The organism is Acinetobacter lwoffii, from assembly GCF_052078135.1.
GTDB lineage: Bacteria > Pseudomonadota > Gammaproteobacteria > Pseudomonadales > Moraxellaceae > Acinetobacter > Acinetobacter lwoffii_Z.
In genome coordinates, this window is the sequence record NZ_JBQGUZ010000003.1 from 20,813 (window position 1) to 39,744 (window position 18,932).

16 protein-coding genes are annotated in these 18,932 nt (G+C 42.1%); 7 read left to right on the forward strand and 9 right to left on the reverse strand.

Annotation, left to right across the window (positions count from 1 at the left end):
- Window positions 1-8 precede the first annotated feature (8 nt).
- The 7 genes from cgtA to uvrB form a co-directional block, all read right to left on the reverse strand.
- Entirely contained in the window at window positions 9-1,226 is a 1,218-nt protein-coding gene (gene cgtA / locus ACTL4S_RS02490) for an Obg family GTPase CgtA (RefSeq protein ID WP_004646519.1), read from the reverse strand.
- Window positions 1,227-1,633: 407 nt separating this feature from the next.
- Window positions 1,634-2,008, reverse strand: a complete 375-nt coding sequence (locus tag ACTL4S_RS02495; RefSeq protein WP_004730108.1) for a winged helix-turn-helix transcriptional regulator — start codon at window positions 2,006-2,008, stop codon at window positions 1,634-1,636.
- 184 nt (window positions 2,009-2,192) lie between these two features.
- The gene (locus ACTL4S_RS02500) at window positions 2,193-3,650 is read right to left on the reverse strand and encodes a glyceraldehyde-3-phosphate dehydrogenase (protein WP_071851907.1); all 1,458 of its coding nucleotides are present in this window, start codon (window positions 3,648-3,650) and stop codon (window positions 2,193-2,195) included.
- A gap of 240 nt (window positions 3,651-3,890) precedes the next feature.
- Window positions 3,891-5,657, reverse strand: coding sequence for a hypothetical protein (locus tag ACTL4S_RS02505; RefSeq protein ID WP_441298685.1), 1,767 nt, complete (start codon window positions 5,655-5,657; stop codon window positions 3,891-3,893).
- A 109-nt stretch (window positions 5,658-5,766) separates the two neighbouring features.
- Complete coding sequence (gene rarD / locus ACTL4S_RS02510; RefSeq protein ID WP_441298686.1) at window positions 5,767-6,705, reverse strand: EamA family transporter RarD; 939 nt, start codon at window positions 6,703-6,705, stop codon at window positions 5,767-5,769.
- 162 nt (window positions 6,706-6,867) lie between these two features.
- Window positions 6,868-7,455 (reverse strand): lipocalin family protein, encoded by a 588-nt coding sequence (locus ACTL4S_RS02515; protein ID WP_044112882.1) that lies wholly within the window; start codon window positions 7,453-7,455, stop codon window positions 6,868-6,870.
- Between the two features lie 144 nt (window positions 7,456-7,599).
- A complete protein-coding gene (gene uvrB, locus ACTL4S_RS02520) occupies window positions 7,600-9,621 on the reverse strand; it encodes an excinuclease ABC subunit UvrB (protein WP_153566491.1) in 2,022 nt (673 codons plus the stop codon).
- Window positions 9,622-9,986: 365 nt separating this feature from the next.
- Between uvrB and ACTL4S_RS02525 the strand changes: the two genes are divergently transcribed.
- Window positions 9,987-10,775, forward strand: coding sequence for an A1S_2505 family phage non-structural protein (locus tag ACTL4S_RS02525; protein WP_247144135.1), 789 nt, complete (start codon window positions 9,987-9,989; stop codon window positions 10,773-10,775).
- A 288-nt stretch (window positions 10,776-11,063) separates the two neighbouring features.
- On the opposite strand, the gene ACTL4S_RS02530 is transcribed toward ACTL4S_RS02525, so the two are convergent.
- Window positions 11,064-11,243 (reverse strand): hypothetical protein, encoded by a 180-nt coding sequence (locus ACTL4S_RS02530; protein ID WP_004646507.1) that lies wholly within the window; start codon window positions 11,241-11,243, stop codon window positions 11,064-11,066.
- 450 nt (window positions 11,244-11,693) lie between these two features.
- Between ACTL4S_RS02530 and ACTL4S_RS02535 the strand changes: the two genes are divergently transcribed.
- From ACTL4S_RS02535 to ACTL4S_RS02555, 5 genes are all read left to right on the forward strand, one after another.
- Window positions 11,694-12,788 (forward strand): OmpW/AlkL family protein, encoded by a 1,095-nt coding sequence (locus ACTL4S_RS02535; protein WP_247144134.1) that lies wholly within the window; start codon window positions 11,694-11,696, stop codon window positions 12,786-12,788.
- Window positions 12,789-12,945: 157 nt separating this feature from the next.
- The gene (locus ACTL4S_RS02540; protein ID WP_441298687.1) at window positions 12,946-14,160 is read left to right on the forward strand and encodes an MFS transporter; all 1,215 of its coding nucleotides are present in this window, start codon (window positions 12,946-12,948) and stop codon (window positions 14,158-14,160) included.
- Window positions 14,153-14,287 (forward strand): hypothetical protein, encoded by a 135-nt coding sequence (locus ACTL4S_RS02545; RefSeq protein WP_262457471.1) that lies wholly within the window; start codon window positions 14,153-14,155, stop codon window positions 14,285-14,287. Before ACTL4S_RS02540 ends, ACTL4S_RS02545 begins: the two co-directional genes overlap by 8 nt.
- A 178-nt stretch (window positions 14,288-14,465) precedes the next feature.
- Entirely contained in the window at window positions 14,466-15,431 is a 966-nt protein-coding gene (locus ACTL4S_RS02550) for a TauD/TfdA dioxygenase family protein (RefSeq protein WP_441298688.1), read from the forward strand.
- Between the two features lie 280 nt (window positions 15,432-15,711).
- Window positions 15,712-16,041 carry a four-helix bundle copper-binding protein gene (locus ACTL4S_RS02555; RefSeq protein WP_180037846.1) on the forward strand — a complete coding sequence of 110 codons (330 nt, stop codon included), beginning with the start codon at window positions 15,712-15,714 and terminating at the stop codon, window positions 16,039-16,041.
- Between the two features lie 96 nt (window positions 16,042-16,137).
- On the opposite strand, the gene sthA is transcribed toward ACTL4S_RS02555, so the two are convergent.
- Window positions 16,138-17,553, reverse strand: a complete 1,416-nt coding sequence (gene sthA / locus ACTL4S_RS02560) for a Si-specific NAD(P)(+) transhydrogenase (RefSeq protein WP_004646501.1) — start codon at window positions 17,551-17,553, stop codon at window positions 16,138-16,140.
- Between the two features lie 213 nt (window positions 17,554-17,766).
- On the opposite strand from sthA, the gene lipA reads away from it, so the two are divergent.
- Complete coding sequence (gene lipA, locus ACTL4S_RS02565; protein ID WP_004730131.1) at window positions 17,767-18,780, forward strand: lipoyl synthase; 1,014 nt, start codon at window positions 17,767-17,769, stop codon at window positions 18,778-18,780.
- Window positions 18,781-18,932 lie beyond the last annotated feature (152 nt).

Here is an 18,932-nt window from a genome sequence, read left to right on the forward strand (position 1 = left end):
CTCAGAGATTAGCGTACGTAGTACACTTCCACATCACTATCATCATCGCCATCTTCATCATCTTCGTCATCACCCAGAATACCGGCAAGACGTTGCTGACGACGCATCTCACGATACGCTTCTTTTGCAGCGATGGTTTGTTCACGTGTTTCAGCTTCAAGCTGATCACGGAATGCTTTCATTTCTGCTGCATATTCTTGATCTTCAGCTTCGCGTTCACGTTGCTCTTCGATCTGATCCATCAGGTAGTAAACTACGTCTTTGGTGCCTTCAGCCGTTAAGCCAGAAGTCTCAAAAACTGGGCCTTCCCACTGCAATTCTTCAAGAATATGGGTGCACCATTCTTCACGTGTTTCTTCAGCCAACTGATCGACTTTGTTCAGCACCAATACGATCGGCAGTTTTGAAAGCGTTGGGGAGAAATTTTCTAACTCTTTCATAATTGCTTTAGCATTATGTGCCGGATCTGAGCCATCAATCGGCTGTACGTCAACGATGTGTAACAAGATACGGGTACGCGCCAAGTGCTTCAGGAAGCGAATCCCAAGACCTGCACCTTCAGATGCGCCTTCGATCAGACCTGGAATATCTGCCATCACGAATGAACGGTGACTATCGGCATCGACCACACCCAGGTTTGGCACCATGGTGGTAAATGGATAATCTGCAACTTTTGGTTTTGCCGCTGATACAGCACGAATGAAGGTGGATTTACCCGCATTTGGCATACCCAGCAAGCCGACATCTGCCAGAACTTTAAGCTCTAGACGGATTTCACGGAATTCGCCTTTTTGACCATGCGTACACTTACGTGGTGAACGGTTGGTCGATGATTTAAAGTGGGTATTACCTAAACCACCATCACCGCCTGCTGCAACTTTCACGCGTTGACCGTCTTCGATCAAGTCGCCAATAATGTCACCAGACTCTACATCTACAATTGTTGTTCCTACCGGAACTTTTAATACGGTATCTTCACCGCCACGACCAGCACAGTTCGCCCCACGGCCATTTTTTGCTCGTTCTGCACGATATTTACGTGTATAACGATAATCAACTAGCGTACTGGTGTCGTCGTCAGCCTGAATATAAATGCTGCCGCCACGACCACCATCACCACCATCTGGACCACCAAATGGCACGAATTTTTCACGGCGAAAACTGGCTACGCCATTGCCACCGTCGCCAGCCTCTACGGTAATGACTGCTTCATCAACAAAGCGCATATCGCCAATCCTCTAAAAACTTTAAAACCCCATATTCTGCCATATTTTAAAGAATTTCTCGAATAGAATTATGCAGCAATCCCATAAATCTTAGTTAGTCGTTTTCTCACCGAGCCTATTTGATCTATTCAAGGCATAGATTTAGAAAAAAAATACTTAAAAGATTGAAAAGAAGTGATAGGAAATGAAGCGTTTTTGCCCTAGTACCATCCCCTATTCTGGAAATTCTTTTTGTGAATTTCTTGATGATTTTTAAAATAATTTATAGAGGAATAAATTTTCAAAAACCGTATTCACAAGAAAATATTCTGATGCGGATACCTTTTAAAATCTGTATTTTATATACACCAAGATAAGTTCAAATTTTGTATTTTCATAAACACTGCATTCCTGCCACTTAATGAAAACTATTTAATAATACTTTGTTTATGCTCTAAAATATCTGGCAGACTTTTTTCAATCCAGCCAATTAAATACATGATTTTTTCAGCCGCTTGTGAACCGGTAATCGTCAATTGATATTCCACTTTTGGCGGCACCACCGGATAAACTGTTCTGAGAATAAAACCATCCTGCTCCAGCATTTTTAAAGTCTGGGACAACATCTTTTCACTTACCCCTTCAATGCGCTGTTTCAGTTCACTGAAACGATGCACCCCTTCACTTAAACAACGCAAAACCAAGACCGACCATTTATTGGCAAGGTGTTCCAATATTTCACGTGATGGACATTCAGTTGATAAAACCTGACCTAATAATGGGCTGATTGCATAATTTGTCATACTATTTCTCGCAATATTTTTTATTACTTACTCATTTTAATATACTTACTCTTTGTAAGTTATCAGATTAATATTTTGCCAGCAAGCAGATTTATCGATTCTTATTAGATTAAAAAGTCTGCTTTAAATAAAAAAATCATAAAAAAAGAGCCTCAAATGAGGCTCTTTTTTAGCTAAATACTAATTATGCATTAGTTTCAGCAGGAACTTTTGGATAGCTTACGCCGCCCATTTGTTCAGCAATACGCAATACCTGGCAGCTATAACCCACTTCGTTATCGTACCAAACATAAGCAGTTAAACGGTTGCCTGAAGTGATCGTTGCTTGCGCGTCAAATACACCTGCAGTGCGTGAACCGATAAAGTCAGAAGATACCACTTCAGTCGAGTTGGTATAACCGATTTGACCTTGCAGGCTAGAACCGATTGAAATCTGACGAATGTATTCGTTCACTTCATCACGATCAACGTCTTGACCTAAAGTCAGGTTAAGAATCGCAAGAGATACGTTTGGTGTAGGTACACGTACAGAGTTACCTGTCAATTTACCTTGAAGAGCTGGAAGCGCTTTCGCTACTGCTTTCGCTGCACCAGTTTCAGTAATAACCATGTTCAATGTTGCAGCACGACCACGACGGTCAGCTTTATGGTAGTTGTCGATCAGGTTCTGGTCGTTCGTGAACGAGTGAACTGTTTCAACATGACCATTCAACACCGTGTATTTGTCATGTAATACTTTCAGTGTAGGTGTAATAGCGTTAGTCGTACAGCTTGCAGCAGAGATGATGGTATCTTCATCAAGGATATCCGCTTGGTTTACACCGTAAACTACGTTCTTCATGTCACCTTTACCAGGTGCAGTCAGAATCACACGAGCAGCGCCCGGGCATTTAAGGTGTTGAGCAAGACCTTCAGCATCACGCCATTTACCTGTGTTGTCGATCACAAGTGCATTGTTGATACCGTATGCAGTGTAGTCTACTTCAGAAGGATTAGAAGCATAAATCACTTTGATGAAGTTACCATTGGCAATGATTGCTTCGTTTTCTTCATCTACAGAAATTGTGCCTGCAAATGGACCGTGAATAGAGTCACGACGCAATAAAGATGCACGTTTTTCCAAATCACCATCAGATGATTTACGAACAACGATTGCTTTCAGGCTAAGACCACGACCCAGACCTGATTGACCAATCATCAAACGCGCCAGAATACGACCAATACGACCGAAACCATAAAGAACCACATCTTTATGTTCTACAGCAGCAGCATTGCCTTTGATCGATTTAACAGCGTCTGCAACAAATGCATCGATGTCGCCGCCTTTTTCTTTAAATTCAACAGCAAGTTTACCCAGATCAACTTCAGCAGAACCGATGTTTTCTACTTTCACCAATGCTTCAAGAATTGGGAAAGTATCAACTACAGAAAGTTCAACGTCCAGTACGCGAGTACGGCGGTGTGCTTTCAAAATCTGAATCACAGAGCGGTTAATTAAAGAGCGACCATAAACTGTAGCTACAATATTTTTTTCACGATATAACTGGCCAACAAGGGCAATCATACGTTCCGCAAGTTCTTCACGGTTTTTCCAGCGACCTTGGTGTTCTGCATGGAGGGCAACAATAGTGTCTTTGCTCACAGATACGTCCTCTAATTAATTGTAAATCTAAGCATAAATTTTTAAACCCGACAATTGTAATGGAATTGGCCGCAAGTTTGAATCAAAAGCTCGTTGAGACGGGTGGTTTTTAACGTATATTCACTATAAATTTCAAAAATAGTTGTAATTAGCTGAATGATTTTGCATCCGAAAATGCTAAAGACCACTATTTTTCAGTACCTGACACAAATTTGTTAAATGTTGTTTATTCAAACAAATCTAAATTTCAAAATTTAGCGTCCCGCCCTGTTCAGGATGGATTCTACTCCCTGCTGAAAAATTCATGTCCAGACTCATGGAGGCATTGAAGTTTTCTACATCGAAATCATCATAGGTTTCGGGCAAGTGAATAAGCAAAGGTAAACGGGTCAGGCCATTATCCCCAGAGGGAAAAGCATAGTGGCGATCAACCTGCTGCAAATGCTGCAAACTTTCAAATTCCAGAAATACACTACAGTTTTCATGTGTTCTTGGCACCTGAATAATTTCCAGAAACATACTGCGCTTTAACTGCTGTAATTGGTTGAGCGCGGTATCAATTGCCTCATCGAAATTATTTTTACGCCATAACTTTTTAAATACGGATTTTTTCTCTTCATCCGCTTTTTGCCGCTGCAGTGTATTAATATATTTTTTCAGATCCCGGTATTGCTGTACATTTTCAGAAATCGTATTTTGAATATCCAAAACAGCCTGCTGTGAACGCTGATGCATGACTTGCCATTCATTGCGATATGTAGGAATAAAGGTTTCCGCTTTACGCTTTTCCAGTAAACGGATAAAAGCCAGCAGCTTATATTCAAAATCCTGGATGTACTGATTAAACATGAAACCCGGCTGGGACTTGAAATCGCGGTAATAGGCCAGAATTTCTGTAAATATTTTATGGACATGCAGATACAGATAATCAAACTCTTCAATATGCGATAAATGATCACGAATGGCATCCCGCATCGGCAAAAGCAATTCACGCGTCATAATTTCTTCAAACTGTTTCAAGTGACGTTGTGCCACCACATCGGCATTTTTCTCTACGACTTGAATGGGCTCAACCAGTAAAGGCAATAACTTCTGTTCAGACACCTGTTCCAGCGTATGCACGATATCGATTACATCCAAATGAATCTGACTCTGTAAAGTTACCATCCGCTGCATCTGCGATTTCAGGGTTTCTACCACCGCTTCATCCATGTCATCCTGCAGGTCCAAAATCAGGATATTCAGGTAGACCTGATCTTCAAGTGCACCTTTTTCTTCAATCAGGAAACGACGAATAGAATACGGGTTTTGCTGCACATCCATCACCGGCGCAACAATAAATAGAAATTGCGAGGTACGGACAATATCAAAATGACGAATCTGCTGCTCTTTAATCAGGAAATAACGGAAAAGTGGATGCGTCATTTCTGCAGTCTGTTTTTTTAATAGCGGCTTATACCAATAACCCAACAATTGCTGCTTGATAAAAACTTCAATAATAAAGCATTTGATTTGCTGTTCAGTGAGCTGACGCACCCCCTCAACCGGTTGTAAGCGAAGACCACGAATAATTTCAGCAGCATTTAATAAAAATGTACGACGCAGTTCCAGCTTTTCACGCTGCATCTGAAAATTTTCATTGACGTCAATTTTATCGATTTGTTCCAGGACGTTTTCTAAGTAGTCCGCAATTTGCAAGCTATCATTCAAACCCTGCAAACTTTTCAGTGACAAGCCAAAGGTACTAGCATAGTAACGCATCCGGTCATTGAGAAATTTTTGGCTAAGACGTTCTACCGAATGTTGAGCCTGATAGCGGTATTGATCCATTTCCTGATCCCAAAGAATTTTCTTGGGCTTTAAAATCTGAAAATCAATACTTTCTTTTAATTCGGGTGAAACTTCTGCCAGAATAGTACGAAGCTCTCGCTCCCAATTTAAATCCAGACTTGGTTCCAGTTGTGATAAACGTGCACGTAACTGATATGGAATCGCAATCTGTGACATGTTTATCCCCTTAATATATCGAAAACATTATTTTAAACAAAATGGTAGATGATTTTAAAAATAATCAGGTCAATATTGTCTGACGAATATAATGCTTATGCAAACCACATTATTCATTATTTTTTCTGATTTTTTCTAGCTGTGCAGCTTTATTTGCCAGCTCATTTTTTTTCAGCTGCTGCTGTTTTAAATGCAATATTCCTTCCACAATCAACAGTAAAACAGCCAACCAGATTGGAATATAGGTCAGCCATTCACCTGATTCCACACGCTCACCCAGTGCCATCGAGGCAAAAGCAAGCAGTACCGGCTCCAGATAACTCAACAGCCCAAAGATGACAAAGGGTAAATATCGGCTAGCCAAAATATAGCTACCTAAACCGAACGCACTTAAAAAGCCCAATCCAAGAACTGCCAGGATCAAATGAGAATGACTCAACATAAGCGACATAGAATCGCTATAGATAAAGCCCAAATAAAATGCCACAGGCAAAATCAGAAATAGATCCCACCAGAATCCACCAAGATGATCGGTCGCGAATTTACGCCGCATAAAGAAATAAAGTGGATAAGCTAAAGCGACATAGACCGTTTCCCATGCGATTGAACCGATCCGCCAGATTTCATGCCCTACCCCCAACATTGCCAGAGCAACGGCGACCATCTGGAAAGATGACAATTTTTCTTTATAAAGCACACAGCCGACCAGCACCATCACCAGAGGTAGCAGAAAATAACCGAGCGAGACTTCGAGGCCACGGCCATTGATAGGTCCCCATAGAAATAACCACAATTGCGTGGTACATAACAGTGAACTGATCAGCAACCAGATCAAGAATGAAGGCTGTTGCAACACCCGTTTAAAAATACTGCTGATATGTTTCAGATCACCCGACCACCACATAAAGGCTGTGAGGAATGGTAAGGTCGCCAACATACGCCAAGCAAAAGTCTGTTCACTGTCTAAAGGCTGTAAAAAGGGCGTAAATATATAGAGCACTCCAAAAACCACAGAGGCCAAGACAGATAACGCGATGCCTTTATACATAGTTAAACTCTACTTTCATTCGCCGGCATTATAACGATTAGTACAATAGAAAGCTTGATGCTTCATCTATTTAAAATGTAGTTATCTCTCGATTTTAGATTGTCTTTCGACTCATAAAATAAAAAACCATGCCATAGCATGGTTCCCATTAAGACGATCTTTTTATCTTTGAGTTTGTTTAGTATGAATTACATCACTCAGGTCATAACCGACAGACTGTGCATATTGTAAATATTCATTTACCACATTTTTATCCAATTGCGGATCACGTGAGAGTATCCACATATATTTGCGTTTAGGCTCACCAACCAGAACAGTTTGATAATTTTCATCCAGTTTTAAGACCCAATAATCGCCACGAGCGACCGGAATCCAGCGAATAAAGTCTGGTAAGAAACTGACTTTTAGCTTGGTATTCTGCGGTGGATTTTGCACAAATGCCTCACCCAATGACTGGGTTTGTCCACCATCTTTTTTAATGCAGCGGTTATCCACCACAATATTGCCATTTTCATTTAAAGTATAAGTCGCTGTGACATCACGATCACACTTGTTTTGAAAATATAAAGGTTTGCGTGCCACTTCGTACCAGGTGCCCAAATAACGGTCCAGTTCAACTTTCTCAATGGTCGGTAATGGCTCGTCTTTCGCATAAGCCATAGTAGCGGCGCCTAAACCGAGAAGAACCGCGCTACCCACCGCAATTTTTGCCAGCTTTAATCCGGTACGTGAAGATTTTTGAGTTGTCATAAAGATACCTATTGCATGTTCACAAAATATTTATTTAAAAAATTCTGTTCATACAATAGCTTTATCACAGCCCTTAATTTGTTACATTGTGTTTGCTTTGTGATTGATTTTACGTAATTTAAATATAATTAAATGCTAAACCACTCAATCAAACATCTGAGCTTTTAAACGCACAATTTCATCACGCATACGCGCAGCCTGCTCAAACTGAAGCTCTTTGGAAGCTTTCAGCATTTCCTTTTCAAGCTTGTTAATGTGTTTCGCAAACATTTTTGGATCTGCCATGATATGCCGCTCATCCGCACTGATCGCACGTGCCTGATCCGAGGCTTTCAATTCAATTGAATCATCATCCAATACTTCACCGGTATCAATTTCCTTGATCACCTGACGCACTGCACTGCGCGGGGTAATGCCATGTTCTTCATTAAACTGAATCTGCTTGGCACGACGACGGTCTGTCTCATCAATGGCTTTCTGCATCGAATCAGTGATTCGGTCTGCATACAGAATCGCCTTACCTTTCAAGTTACGTGCAGCGCGGCCAATGGTCTGAATGAGAGAGCGCTCGGAACGCAGGAAACCTTCTTTATCCGCATCCAGAATGGCGACCAGTGACACTTCCGGCATATCCAGCCCTTCACGCAGCAGGTTAATCCCAACCAGTACATCATGCACCCCAGTACGCAGTTCATGAATGATTTTGACACGTTCAACAGTATCGATATCCGAGTGTAAATAAGCGACCTTAATCCCGTATTCTTTCAAATAAGAGGTTAAATCTTCAGCCATACGCTTGGTCAAGGTTGTAACCAGCACCCGCTCATTAATATCTTTACGCAAATTAATTTCTGAAAGCACATCATCGACTTGCGTCAGAACTGGACGGATTTCAATTTCTGGATCAATCAGACCAGTTGGACGTACCACCTGCTCGACAATCTGTTGGGATTTTTCCAGCTCGTAACGTGCGGGCGTTGCGCTGACATAAACAGTCGTCGGCACAATCCGTTCCCATTCCTCAAATTTCATCGGCCGGTTATCCAGCGCGCTTGGCAAACGGAATCCGTAATTGACCAGATTTTCCTTACGCGAACGGTCACCCTTGTACATGGCACCAATCTGCGGCACCGTCACATGCGATTCATCAATAATCAGCAAGGCATCATCCGGAATATAATCGAACAAGGTCGGCGGCGCTTCACCCGCAGGGCGTCCAGATAAATGACGTGAGTAATTTTCAATGCCGTTGGTATAACCTAATTGCTGCATCATTTCCAGATCATAGCGTGTCCGCTGTTCAATCCGCTGGGCTTCCAACAGTTTGTCATTTTCCCGGAAGAACACCAGACGCTCTTTAAGTTCGTCTCGGATGGTTTCAATCGCACGGGATAAATTGTCTTTAGGCGTCACATAGTGGCTTTTAGGATAAATGGTCACGCGAGGTACTTTACGAACCATTTTCCCGGTCAGCGGATCAAACCATCGAATGGAGTCAACTTCATCATCAAACAGTTCAATCCGGATCGCATCCTGATCCGATTCAGCCGGGAAAATATCAATAATTTCACCGCGAATACGATAAGTACCGCGCAGGAATTCCAGTTCGTTGCGCGAATACTGCATTTCAACCAGACGGCGAATAATATCATCACGGCCAATACGATCGCCTTCTACCACATGCAGTAACATGCTCATGTAGGCATTCGGATCACCCAAACCATAAATGGCAGACACCGATGCGACAATAATCGCATCACGACGTTCTAATAATGAGCGGGTTGCGGAAAGACGCATCTGGTCAATATGATCATTAATTGCCGCATCTTTCTCGATAAAAGTATCTGAAGATGGTACATAGGCTTCCGGCTGATAATAATCATAATAACTGACAAAATACTCAACGGCATTATTGGGGAAGAACGCTTTAAATTCGCCGTAAAGCTGCGCAGCCAAAGTTTTGTTATGCGCCATGACAATGGTCGGACGTTGAGTCTGTGCAATGACGTTGGCCATGGTGTAGGTTTTACCAGACCCGGTAACCCCCAGTAAAAGCTGGTCATGAAAACCCTGTTCAATGCCTTTAACCAGCTTTGCAATGGCTTGGGGCTGATCGCCTGCTGGTTGATAACTGGTCACTAATTCAAAGGGTTTTTTATCACTCATAGCTTTCGCTGACTTCGCTGCGGACATAGACGTGATTTATTATGAGGGCAAATTTGAATTACTCAATCCCTGCTTAGGTTTCTGTTTGGTAAAATAAAACAATATTAGCATTCATTATTTGTTAGCGCTTGACTCACTCTCTAGTTTGAAAAATCATCAATAAAATATACAGTTACAAAGGGAATAAATATAGAAAAAACCAAGCATTTTCAGCCAGCAGCTTTATTTGGGCGTACTCGGCATCATGTTTTGGCTCATGGGTGGAATATTGACCTATCTGTTTGGCTAGTCCGGCACAATTTTGCCTTGACCCCTATTCATTTCACGGGCAACATGAAGATCAGGATGGCCTAGAATAGACAATTATGACTTACCACTATCACGATGAAAGTATTGTTAAATCCCTTCCGGAAAATACGGTTTTTGTTTTTGGCAGTAACTTGGCTGGACAGCATGGTGGTGGAGCTGCCAGAACGGCACTTGAGCATTTTGGTGCAGTCATGGGCGTGGGTCGTGGCTGGGCGGGTCAGAGCTATGCTATTCCAACAATGAACGAGCATTTGCAACAAATGCCACTCTCACAAATCCAGCACTATATTGATGACTTTAAGATTTACACCAAAAACCATCCTAAAAATAAATATTTTATTACTTCCTTGGGTTGTGGGATCGCAGGTTATAAGGTTGAGGAAATTGCACCGATGTTTAAAGGCATCTCACGTAATGTGATTTTCCCGCAATCTTTCCGTCCTTTTGTCGAAAAGCCGCTGCCAAAATTAAGCGCAAATTTTTTACATACCATATTCCGCGATTCGGTCATTTTAACTCCGGCCAGCGATGAGCTGATTGAAGAACTGCCTTTGACTGAAAATGAGAAAAGTCTGGCGAGAATTCTTCTAAATACCCAGATCTATCCAACCGATAGCAATGGACGGGAACGTGTCTTTGAAATTGAAGATATCCTGCACAACCTGAATACCAAGCTGGTCGATTTTCAGAGCCATTCAGAAGGTGCCATGTTGTTTGGAGGCGTGATTTTAGCACTACTAGAACTTTATAATATTAACGAGAAAGATTTTATCGATGTCTGGCAAGGTGAGCGAGAAATTGCGCCACCGAAACCGGAAAATAAAGCGCGTAAAAGCATTCGTTAGTGCTATCAAAATATTTTTCAAAAAAAAGCCAATGTTTGAATTGGCTTTTTTTCTGGACGGCTAATATGTTGAATATGAAATCCATCAGGTCTGGATTTTATTTTGATTGGCATTTAGAGAGCTTAAATATTTCGTTTGCTTTATCGAGAATAAAATTGAAAAAGATTTGGATAAATTAGAGTTCTAATTTCTCTTTGCTCGAAAGATAAATCAAATATTGATCGCTAACTCCCTAAAAACTTCCACAAAAAAAGCCATGATTTATCATAGCTTTTTGAGTCCGATCAATTAGCGTTTGCCCATTGAACGGCGAGTACCACGTGGTGGCATCCAAGTACGGTCAGCATAACGCTGTGGTCTTGGTCTTAAATCTTCCAGAACTTCTTCTGCAGCATTTTGCTCTGCCTGTTTGATCGGGAAAGGTAAATTAACCAGGGGCTTTTTTTTGGGAGGAGTTTGGGTGCTCATGTGATTCACTCAATAATATATGCAGCTATTGTACAAAAAAACTCAGTCGACTGGGTAGCAGGATCTTGGATAAATTCATATGTTCTTGTTTTGGAAAAATAAAAAATAATCCCATAATGGTAAATGCTTGAATCAATGCAGCCTAAAATTTACCTAAACTCTCCTCTATATCTTCCATGATAAAAATTCATAGGATTGAAATTTTAACGCTCTCAAGAGTAAATTTCCTTCATTTTTATACTTAAGCTAGTCAGATAAAAATAATGATTTTTACACACTATACATTTCTTAAAACTCAAGAGATATAAACAAAAAATATACAGAAATTACCAATATTAACCATCGATTGACTTTTGACCTGTTGTTCTATAACTGAATTTTTTAATGTAATTCACATAATTAGTTAACTAGAAAAACGAATAAACACACTGGACATGGAGTTCCAAATCAATGAAAACATTGCTGGCATGTATGGCAGGCCTAGCCACTTTACCTATGGTCGCGCATGCAGATTCCCCTTATTTTAGCTTGCAAGATGGAGATGGCTTTAAGCGTTTCTCGGTATCAGTCGGTGCATTGCATGTGATGCCGCAAGGCAAGGCCCAGCCCTTTAAAGTGAATACTGCTGTTAAAGAAGGCGAAACATCACAAGTAGGTGATATCTCAATTGACTCTGTGAAAAATAATCTTGATCCAGACATGGACCCAAACCTTTCCTCTGTTTTTGTTAATATTCTGGATCGACTTGGTACAGAAACACTGCCTGCAGAGTTAAGTGGGCGAGCTGAAATCTATGGACTGGAAAGCTGGAATAATCCTGGTACAGGCCTGGAAGCGGATGATGTCACCACCTTAGGCATTATGACCAATTACTATTTTACCGATAATATTTCTTTTGAAATGAAAGCCGGCATTCCACCTAAAGTAGACTTGCAAGGCAGTGGTAAAATCTACGCGCCTTTTTCTGCGCTTGCGACTCCAAGTCTTGATTTAATTCCACAAATTCCAGGTGGAATTGATTTACCTGGCATTGAATTGAAAAATGATATTCTCATTACTGATCTGGAAGCTTATGGGCCGGCGGCTTCTGCCCGCGCATGGACACCTGCCTTTGAATTCCAGTATCACTTTGGTAAAACCGGGGTCAATAAATTCCGGCCTTATGTCGGCTTAGGTGTCATGTATGCCTATTTCAATGAACTGGAAATTAACTCACGTACCGAGCAAGACCTGATTGCTGCCGGACATATGATTGCCAATATCAAGGAAGGAAAAGCTGGTGCTTCTCTGGATGGCACGCCAAGTTCAGCCAACCCGAAAGTTGATCTGGAAGCATCCGATGCTTTCGCGCCTGTGGCCACGGTCGGCTTTAGCTATGACTTTAATGAAACCTGGTTTGCAGTCGGTTCAGTCTCTTATGCACATCTGAAAAATGACACGACAATTACAGTGACAGATGCAAATCTAGGTGAGCTGATTCGCTCTAAAGCCGATATTGAAGTCAATCCGATTCTGGCCTATGCCGGGATCGGTATGCGTTTCTAAGCTCAATATCCGATTTTTAATTAAAACGGCTTCGGCCGTTTTTTTTAGGCTTAATATATTGATAAAAAAAATTTATCTTTTGATCAATATTTATTTAATCGCCTCTATTGCTTGAATCGAATACTATACATATCAACTTTATAGGCATGAATGACGTATGGCTGACAGTCAATTTTCCAAAGCTCTTATTTTTATGCTGATTGGCTCCGCCATCATTTTGGCACTGTCATTGGGTGTACGTCATGCATTTGGCTTGTATCTGGTGCCGATGAGCGAAGAGTTTGGCTGGGGTCATAATGTTTTTAGCCTGGCCATTGCCATGCAAAACCTGATCTGGGGTGCAGTTCAGCCGATTACCGGGGCATTTGCCGATAAATATGGCAGCAAGATTGTGGTAGCTGTAGGCGGAGCCTTATATGCAATCGGTCTACTCTTGATGGCAGTTAGCTCAACCGGATTATTGCTTAATCTGAGTATAGGTCTGATTCTGGGTCTCGCCCTGTCTGCTACCTCATTTCCGGTGTTATTATCTGCGGTCGGGCGTGCGGCACCACCAGAAAAACGCAGTTTGGCGATGGGTATTGCCAGTGCGGCCGGGTCTTTTGGTCAGTTTATCATGCTGCCTTCGACCCTGTTGCTATTACAAAATGTTGGCTGGTCAGCAGCGTTAGTATTCAGTGCCATTCTGATTGCCCTGATTGTGCCATTGGCCTGGATGCTGAAAGCACCGATGTATGTTCATCCCAATGCAGCCTCTACCCCCAATAAAGTCTCACTCAGTTTTAAACAGATTCTGGTGGTGGTGAAAAATCATAAACCCTTCTGGTTTCTGGCCATGGGCTTTTTTGTTTGTGGTTTTCAGGTCGTTTTTATTGGTATCCACCTACCAGGCTATCTAATTGATCATGGCTTTAATGCCACAACCGGTACGATTTTCTTAGCCTTAGTGGGTCTGTTTAATGTGGTAGGCACCTATACGGCCGGCTGGCTCGGTGGAAAATATTCCAAACCGCATCTGCTAATGGGATTATATGCCCTGCGTGGAATTGCGATTATTGCCTTTCTCATGCTGCCTCTCAGCACATGGACAGTCTATAGCTTTGGTGTCATTATGGGATTACTCTGGTTATCGACCGTTCCGCTGACCAATGGCATTGTGGCCAATATGTTCGGAGTGAAATATCTGACCATGCTCAGTGGTATTGTATTTTTCACCCATCAGGTTGGCTCGTTTTTCGGTGGCTGGCTCGGTGGAGTCAACCATGATTTGAGCGGCAATTATAATGCGGTGTGGATGCTATCAATTGTCCTCAGCATTTTTGGCGTACTGGTGCATTTCTGGGTCAATGAGGAGCAAATCGTCCATGACTGATTCTCTGTTGAAACTCAAACTCTCGATTGTGGTGGCAATCCTGCTTTTACTGGCTTTGTCGATTGGACTGTGGTTTCAAACCCCTCAGCTGTTTGAATATTTTAATCAGGCTTTTTGCGCACACTAAACTGCTGGAATATCCTCAGCAGAAAATGCGCAATCCATCGCACAATAAGTTAAATGTTTTAAAATCAACTGAATAGTAAAAACAACAGATTATTCATAAACTTATCATTTCTTTTGATTTTATTTCAGTCTGGAATTTTCTTAGATTTTCATCAATAAGAAAATTCTGAGACTTGATAATGACCAGCTTAACCCAACTTTCACAAGCGATTCATGATGCCCCACGCTGGCATCAGCAAGATCAATTTCAACATCCGGCTGAAATCAAGATTGTACCGCAAACCGGTCAGGCCTTAGGCGCAGTGGTCTATGGTCTGGATGCCCGTAAAGCACAGTCATCTGACACCATTCTGAAATTAAAACAGGCGCTGGCCGAGCACCTGATTTTGATCTTCAAACAGCAAAGTCTGGATGATTTGCAGTATCTGGCATTTTCAACTTATTTCGGTTCCATTTTCCGCCCAGGTGCAGACACACCGGTACTGGCTGCGCAGTCCGATAGCGGTGTTCCACCCGATGTCGTGCCGGTTTCCAATGCCGTCGGTCAAGGCGATTATACTGGTCATGGTGAACTCACTCCACATGCCGATCATCAATGGACACCCCTACCTTCTTTTGGTTCCCTTCTGTATGCAATTGAACTGCCTCAGGACGGCGGGCAGACTAGCTGGATCAACACCATTAAAGCCTATGATGCACTCAATAAAGAAACCAAAGCACAGATTGATCAGCTGCAACTGATTACTTATAACCCTTTCGTGCGCCGTCAAAAAACCAGAGATCAGGCTGATGATCAAGGTTATGGCAATAGCCCGCTGTATCGCTTTAAAGATCAGCCCATATTAAGTCATGCCTATCCACATCCACTGGTGCGCACTCATCCTGAATCCGGTCGTAAAGCACTTTGGCTGAATACGCATACCGAAGTCGAACTGGTCAATTATGATGATCAGGCTGGCAGTCAACTGATCGCAAAATTACGTGAGCATATTTCAAAACCTGAGTTCGCTTATGAACATCACTGGGAAATTGGCGATATCGTGTTCTGGGATAATCAGGTGACTTTGCACTCACGCCATCCATTCCCGGCTGATCAGCGCCGTTTATTAAAACGCATCAGTCTGGCGGGTAGCCGTCCGTTTTAGAAATGAGAAAATCAGAATAACAAGAAAGGTCATTACAACCTTCGATAATAATGACTCACATGTAAATCCTGTACCATTGAGACTTTGACCGGCTCAATGGTTTTTTATTTTTTCAAACAATAAAAATATCTAACTCTGAATATAAATGTAGATAGTAAATCCCTTAACAAAACAAAGCGCCTGTTTACTTTTCCTCACCTAATCTGCCTAGTGTATTTTCCTTTTTCTGCTTAGCGTATTAGAAAATCAGCAATACCCATATGAATAGAGGAAAAAGAAAATGAATGAACTTCAATTTTCAGATTGTGTGCAAGCCTGTATGAACTGTTCCCTGGCATGTGCCAACTGTGCCAGTGCCTGTCTTAAAGAAGAAGATCTGGAGATGATGCGGAAGTGTATCCAGCGCTGTCTGGACTGTGCAGATATCTGTCAGCTTTGCGCCCGTATGGAACAAAAGCAATCTCCATTCATGCATGAAATATGTGAACTTTGTGCGAAAGCCTGTGACTACTGTGTAGAAGAATGTGGTCATCATGAAGATGAACATTGTCAGCAATGTGCCGAAGCATGCCGCCGCTGTGCTGAAGAATGCCGAAAAATGGCGGCTTAAAAATTCGATTTGATCAACTTGACTGACTTAATCACTTCCAATAAAAAAACCGCAAGTGAAGACTTGCGGTTTTTCGGTCTAAGTAAAATATCTCACTTAGAATAAACGGTTCATACCATTCAGCGTTGCTACACGATACGCTTCCGCCATAGTCGGATAGTTAAACGTGGTTTCTACAAAGTACTTGATCGTATTGTTCGGGCTGTTCATAACTGCCTGACCAATATGGATAATTTCAGAGGCATTATTACCGAAGCAATGTACCCCCAAAACTTCCAGCGTTTCACGATGGAACAGAATCTTTAATTCGCCCATAGTATCACCGGTAATCTGTGCACGTGCCAAATGACGGAATGATGCCTGACCGACTTCATACGGAATCTTTTCTTCAGTCAGCTGCTGTTCAGTTTTACCAATCGAAGAAATCTCAGGAATGGTATAAATCCCGGTTGGAATATCAGTCACCGGTGCAACGTCTTTCTCGCCGCTCATGTTGGCACCTGCGCAACGACCTTGGTCATAAGCAGCAGAGGCTAGCGAAGGCCAACCGATCACATCACCGGCAGCGTAGATATTTTCTACTTCGGTCTGATATTGATCATTCACAGTCAATTGACCACGGCTGTTCGGTTTCAGGCCGACATTTTCAAGGCCTAGACCATCGGTATTGCCTGAACGGCCATTACACCACAAAATTGCATCGGCTTTAATTTTCTTGCCGCTTTGCGTGTGCATCACCACATGGTCATCAAATGTTTCTAAAAAGTCGATCTGTTCATTATGACGAATCAATACACCCTGTTCACGCAAGTGATAAGACAGTGCATCAGAAATTTCATCATCCAGATAGCTTAAAAGTTTGTGTTGGGTGTTGATCAAGTCGACTTTATGTCCTAGACCAATAAAGATCGAGGCATATTCACAACCGATTACACCTGCACCATAAATAATGATTTTCTGGATGGAATAGTCCAGATCCAGAATTTTGTCTGAATCAAATACACGTGGATGATTAAAATCAAGAATGTCTGGACGATATGGACGCGAGCCGCTGGCAATGACCAGTTGCTTGAACATCAGCGTTTCTTTAATGCCGTCTGGGTTAAATACAAAAATGGTATTTTGATCCTGAATATAGGCACGACCATGATAAATATCAATTTTATTGCGGTCGTAGAAACGTGAATGTGTATCTACTTGTTGTTGAATAACTTTATGTGCATGACGCAACACTTGCTTCATGGTGAACTGCTTCCAGTCCCCGACTTTTTGAAACAGTGGATCACGTTGATAACGGATAATACTGGATACTGTTTGACGCAATGCTTTACTTGGAATCGTACCGACATGGGTACAGTTGCCACCCAGCTGTTCACGCATCTCAACGATTGCAACACGCTTACCAGATTTGGCAAGTTTCATTGCCGCGCCTTCGCCCGCAGGGCCCGAACCTAGAACTACCGCATCATATTTAACGAAAGTCCCACTAACGACCTCTTTTTTACGTGGCATTCAACGCTCCTCAAAATTAAAAAATTCACTTTAATCTACCTGCTTATTATGACGTAAATCCTGTTGATTTGGTGTATTTAACTCACATATATTGCTTGATAAGAACATTTTTTAAATGAATACCCCTTTTTGCCCTATTTAGAACGAAGTTCGTTATAATAACTGCGCTATCTTTGAGTATCTCCCCCTTCAAAAACAGTGGAAAAGTTGAATATGTCTGAAAACCGTAAACCTGAACAGGGCGTCAAACTTCGCGGTGCGGAAAAAGTTGCCCGCATTCCTGTAAAAGTTGTTCCTACGGTTGAAACGCCACGTAAGCCGGACTGGATCCGGGTGAAAATGGCGGCACCTGAAGAAGTTCAACGTATTAAAACCACATTACGTCAGCAAAAATTACATACGGTGTGCGAAGAAGCCGCCTGTCCAAACCTGCCTGAATGTTTTGGTGGCGGTACTGCGACCTTTATGATTATGGGTGATATCTGTACCCGTCGCTGTCCATTCTGTGATGTGGCTCATGGCCGTCCAAATGCACTCGATGCAGATGAACCGCGTCATATGGCTGAGACCATTGCCAACCTGGGTCTGAAATATGCGGTAATCACTTCGGTAGACCGTGATGATTTACTCGATGGCGGTGCACAGCATTTTGTCGATTGTATTAAAGAAGCACGTGCTCTAAGTCCGAATACCTTACTGGAAATTCTGGTACCAGATTTCCGTGGCCGTATGGATATCGCGCTGCGCATCATGACTGAATGCCCGCCAGATGTGTTTAACCACAATATCGAAACAGTGCCACGTCTGTATAAAGCCATGCGTCCAGGTTCTGACTATCAGCACTCTTTAAACCTGCTGAAAATGTTTAAAGAATACTGCCCGGACGTACCAACTAAATGTGGTCTGATGGTCGGCATTGGTGAAACTGAAGAAGAAGTGCTTGCCCTGCTTGATGATCTGCATGCACATGGCGTAGATTATGTGACGATTGGTCAATATTTACAGCCTTCAAAAGAACATGCAGCGATTGATCGCTTTGTGACACCTGAAGAATTCGAACGTTATACCGAACATGGCCAAAAACTGGGCTTCCGCAATATCTGGGCAGCACCAATGGTTCGTTCAAGCTACTTTGCCGACCGCCAATACAATGGCGAACCTGTACCAGCAGTGCGCCGTAAAGTTGACCCTGCCAAGAAAATTGCAGTTCAGGCCATTGAAGCTTAATCCTGTTTAAACTAATGAAATAAAAGCCCTCTCTTGTAGAGGGCTTTTTTATCTCTTCAATTTAAATCTTTACTGAGTGTTAAACCCCATTTTTTATTTTAGATAAGATTAAGTCATTACTTATCTTCACATTTCTTTGCGCGTTCTCACTT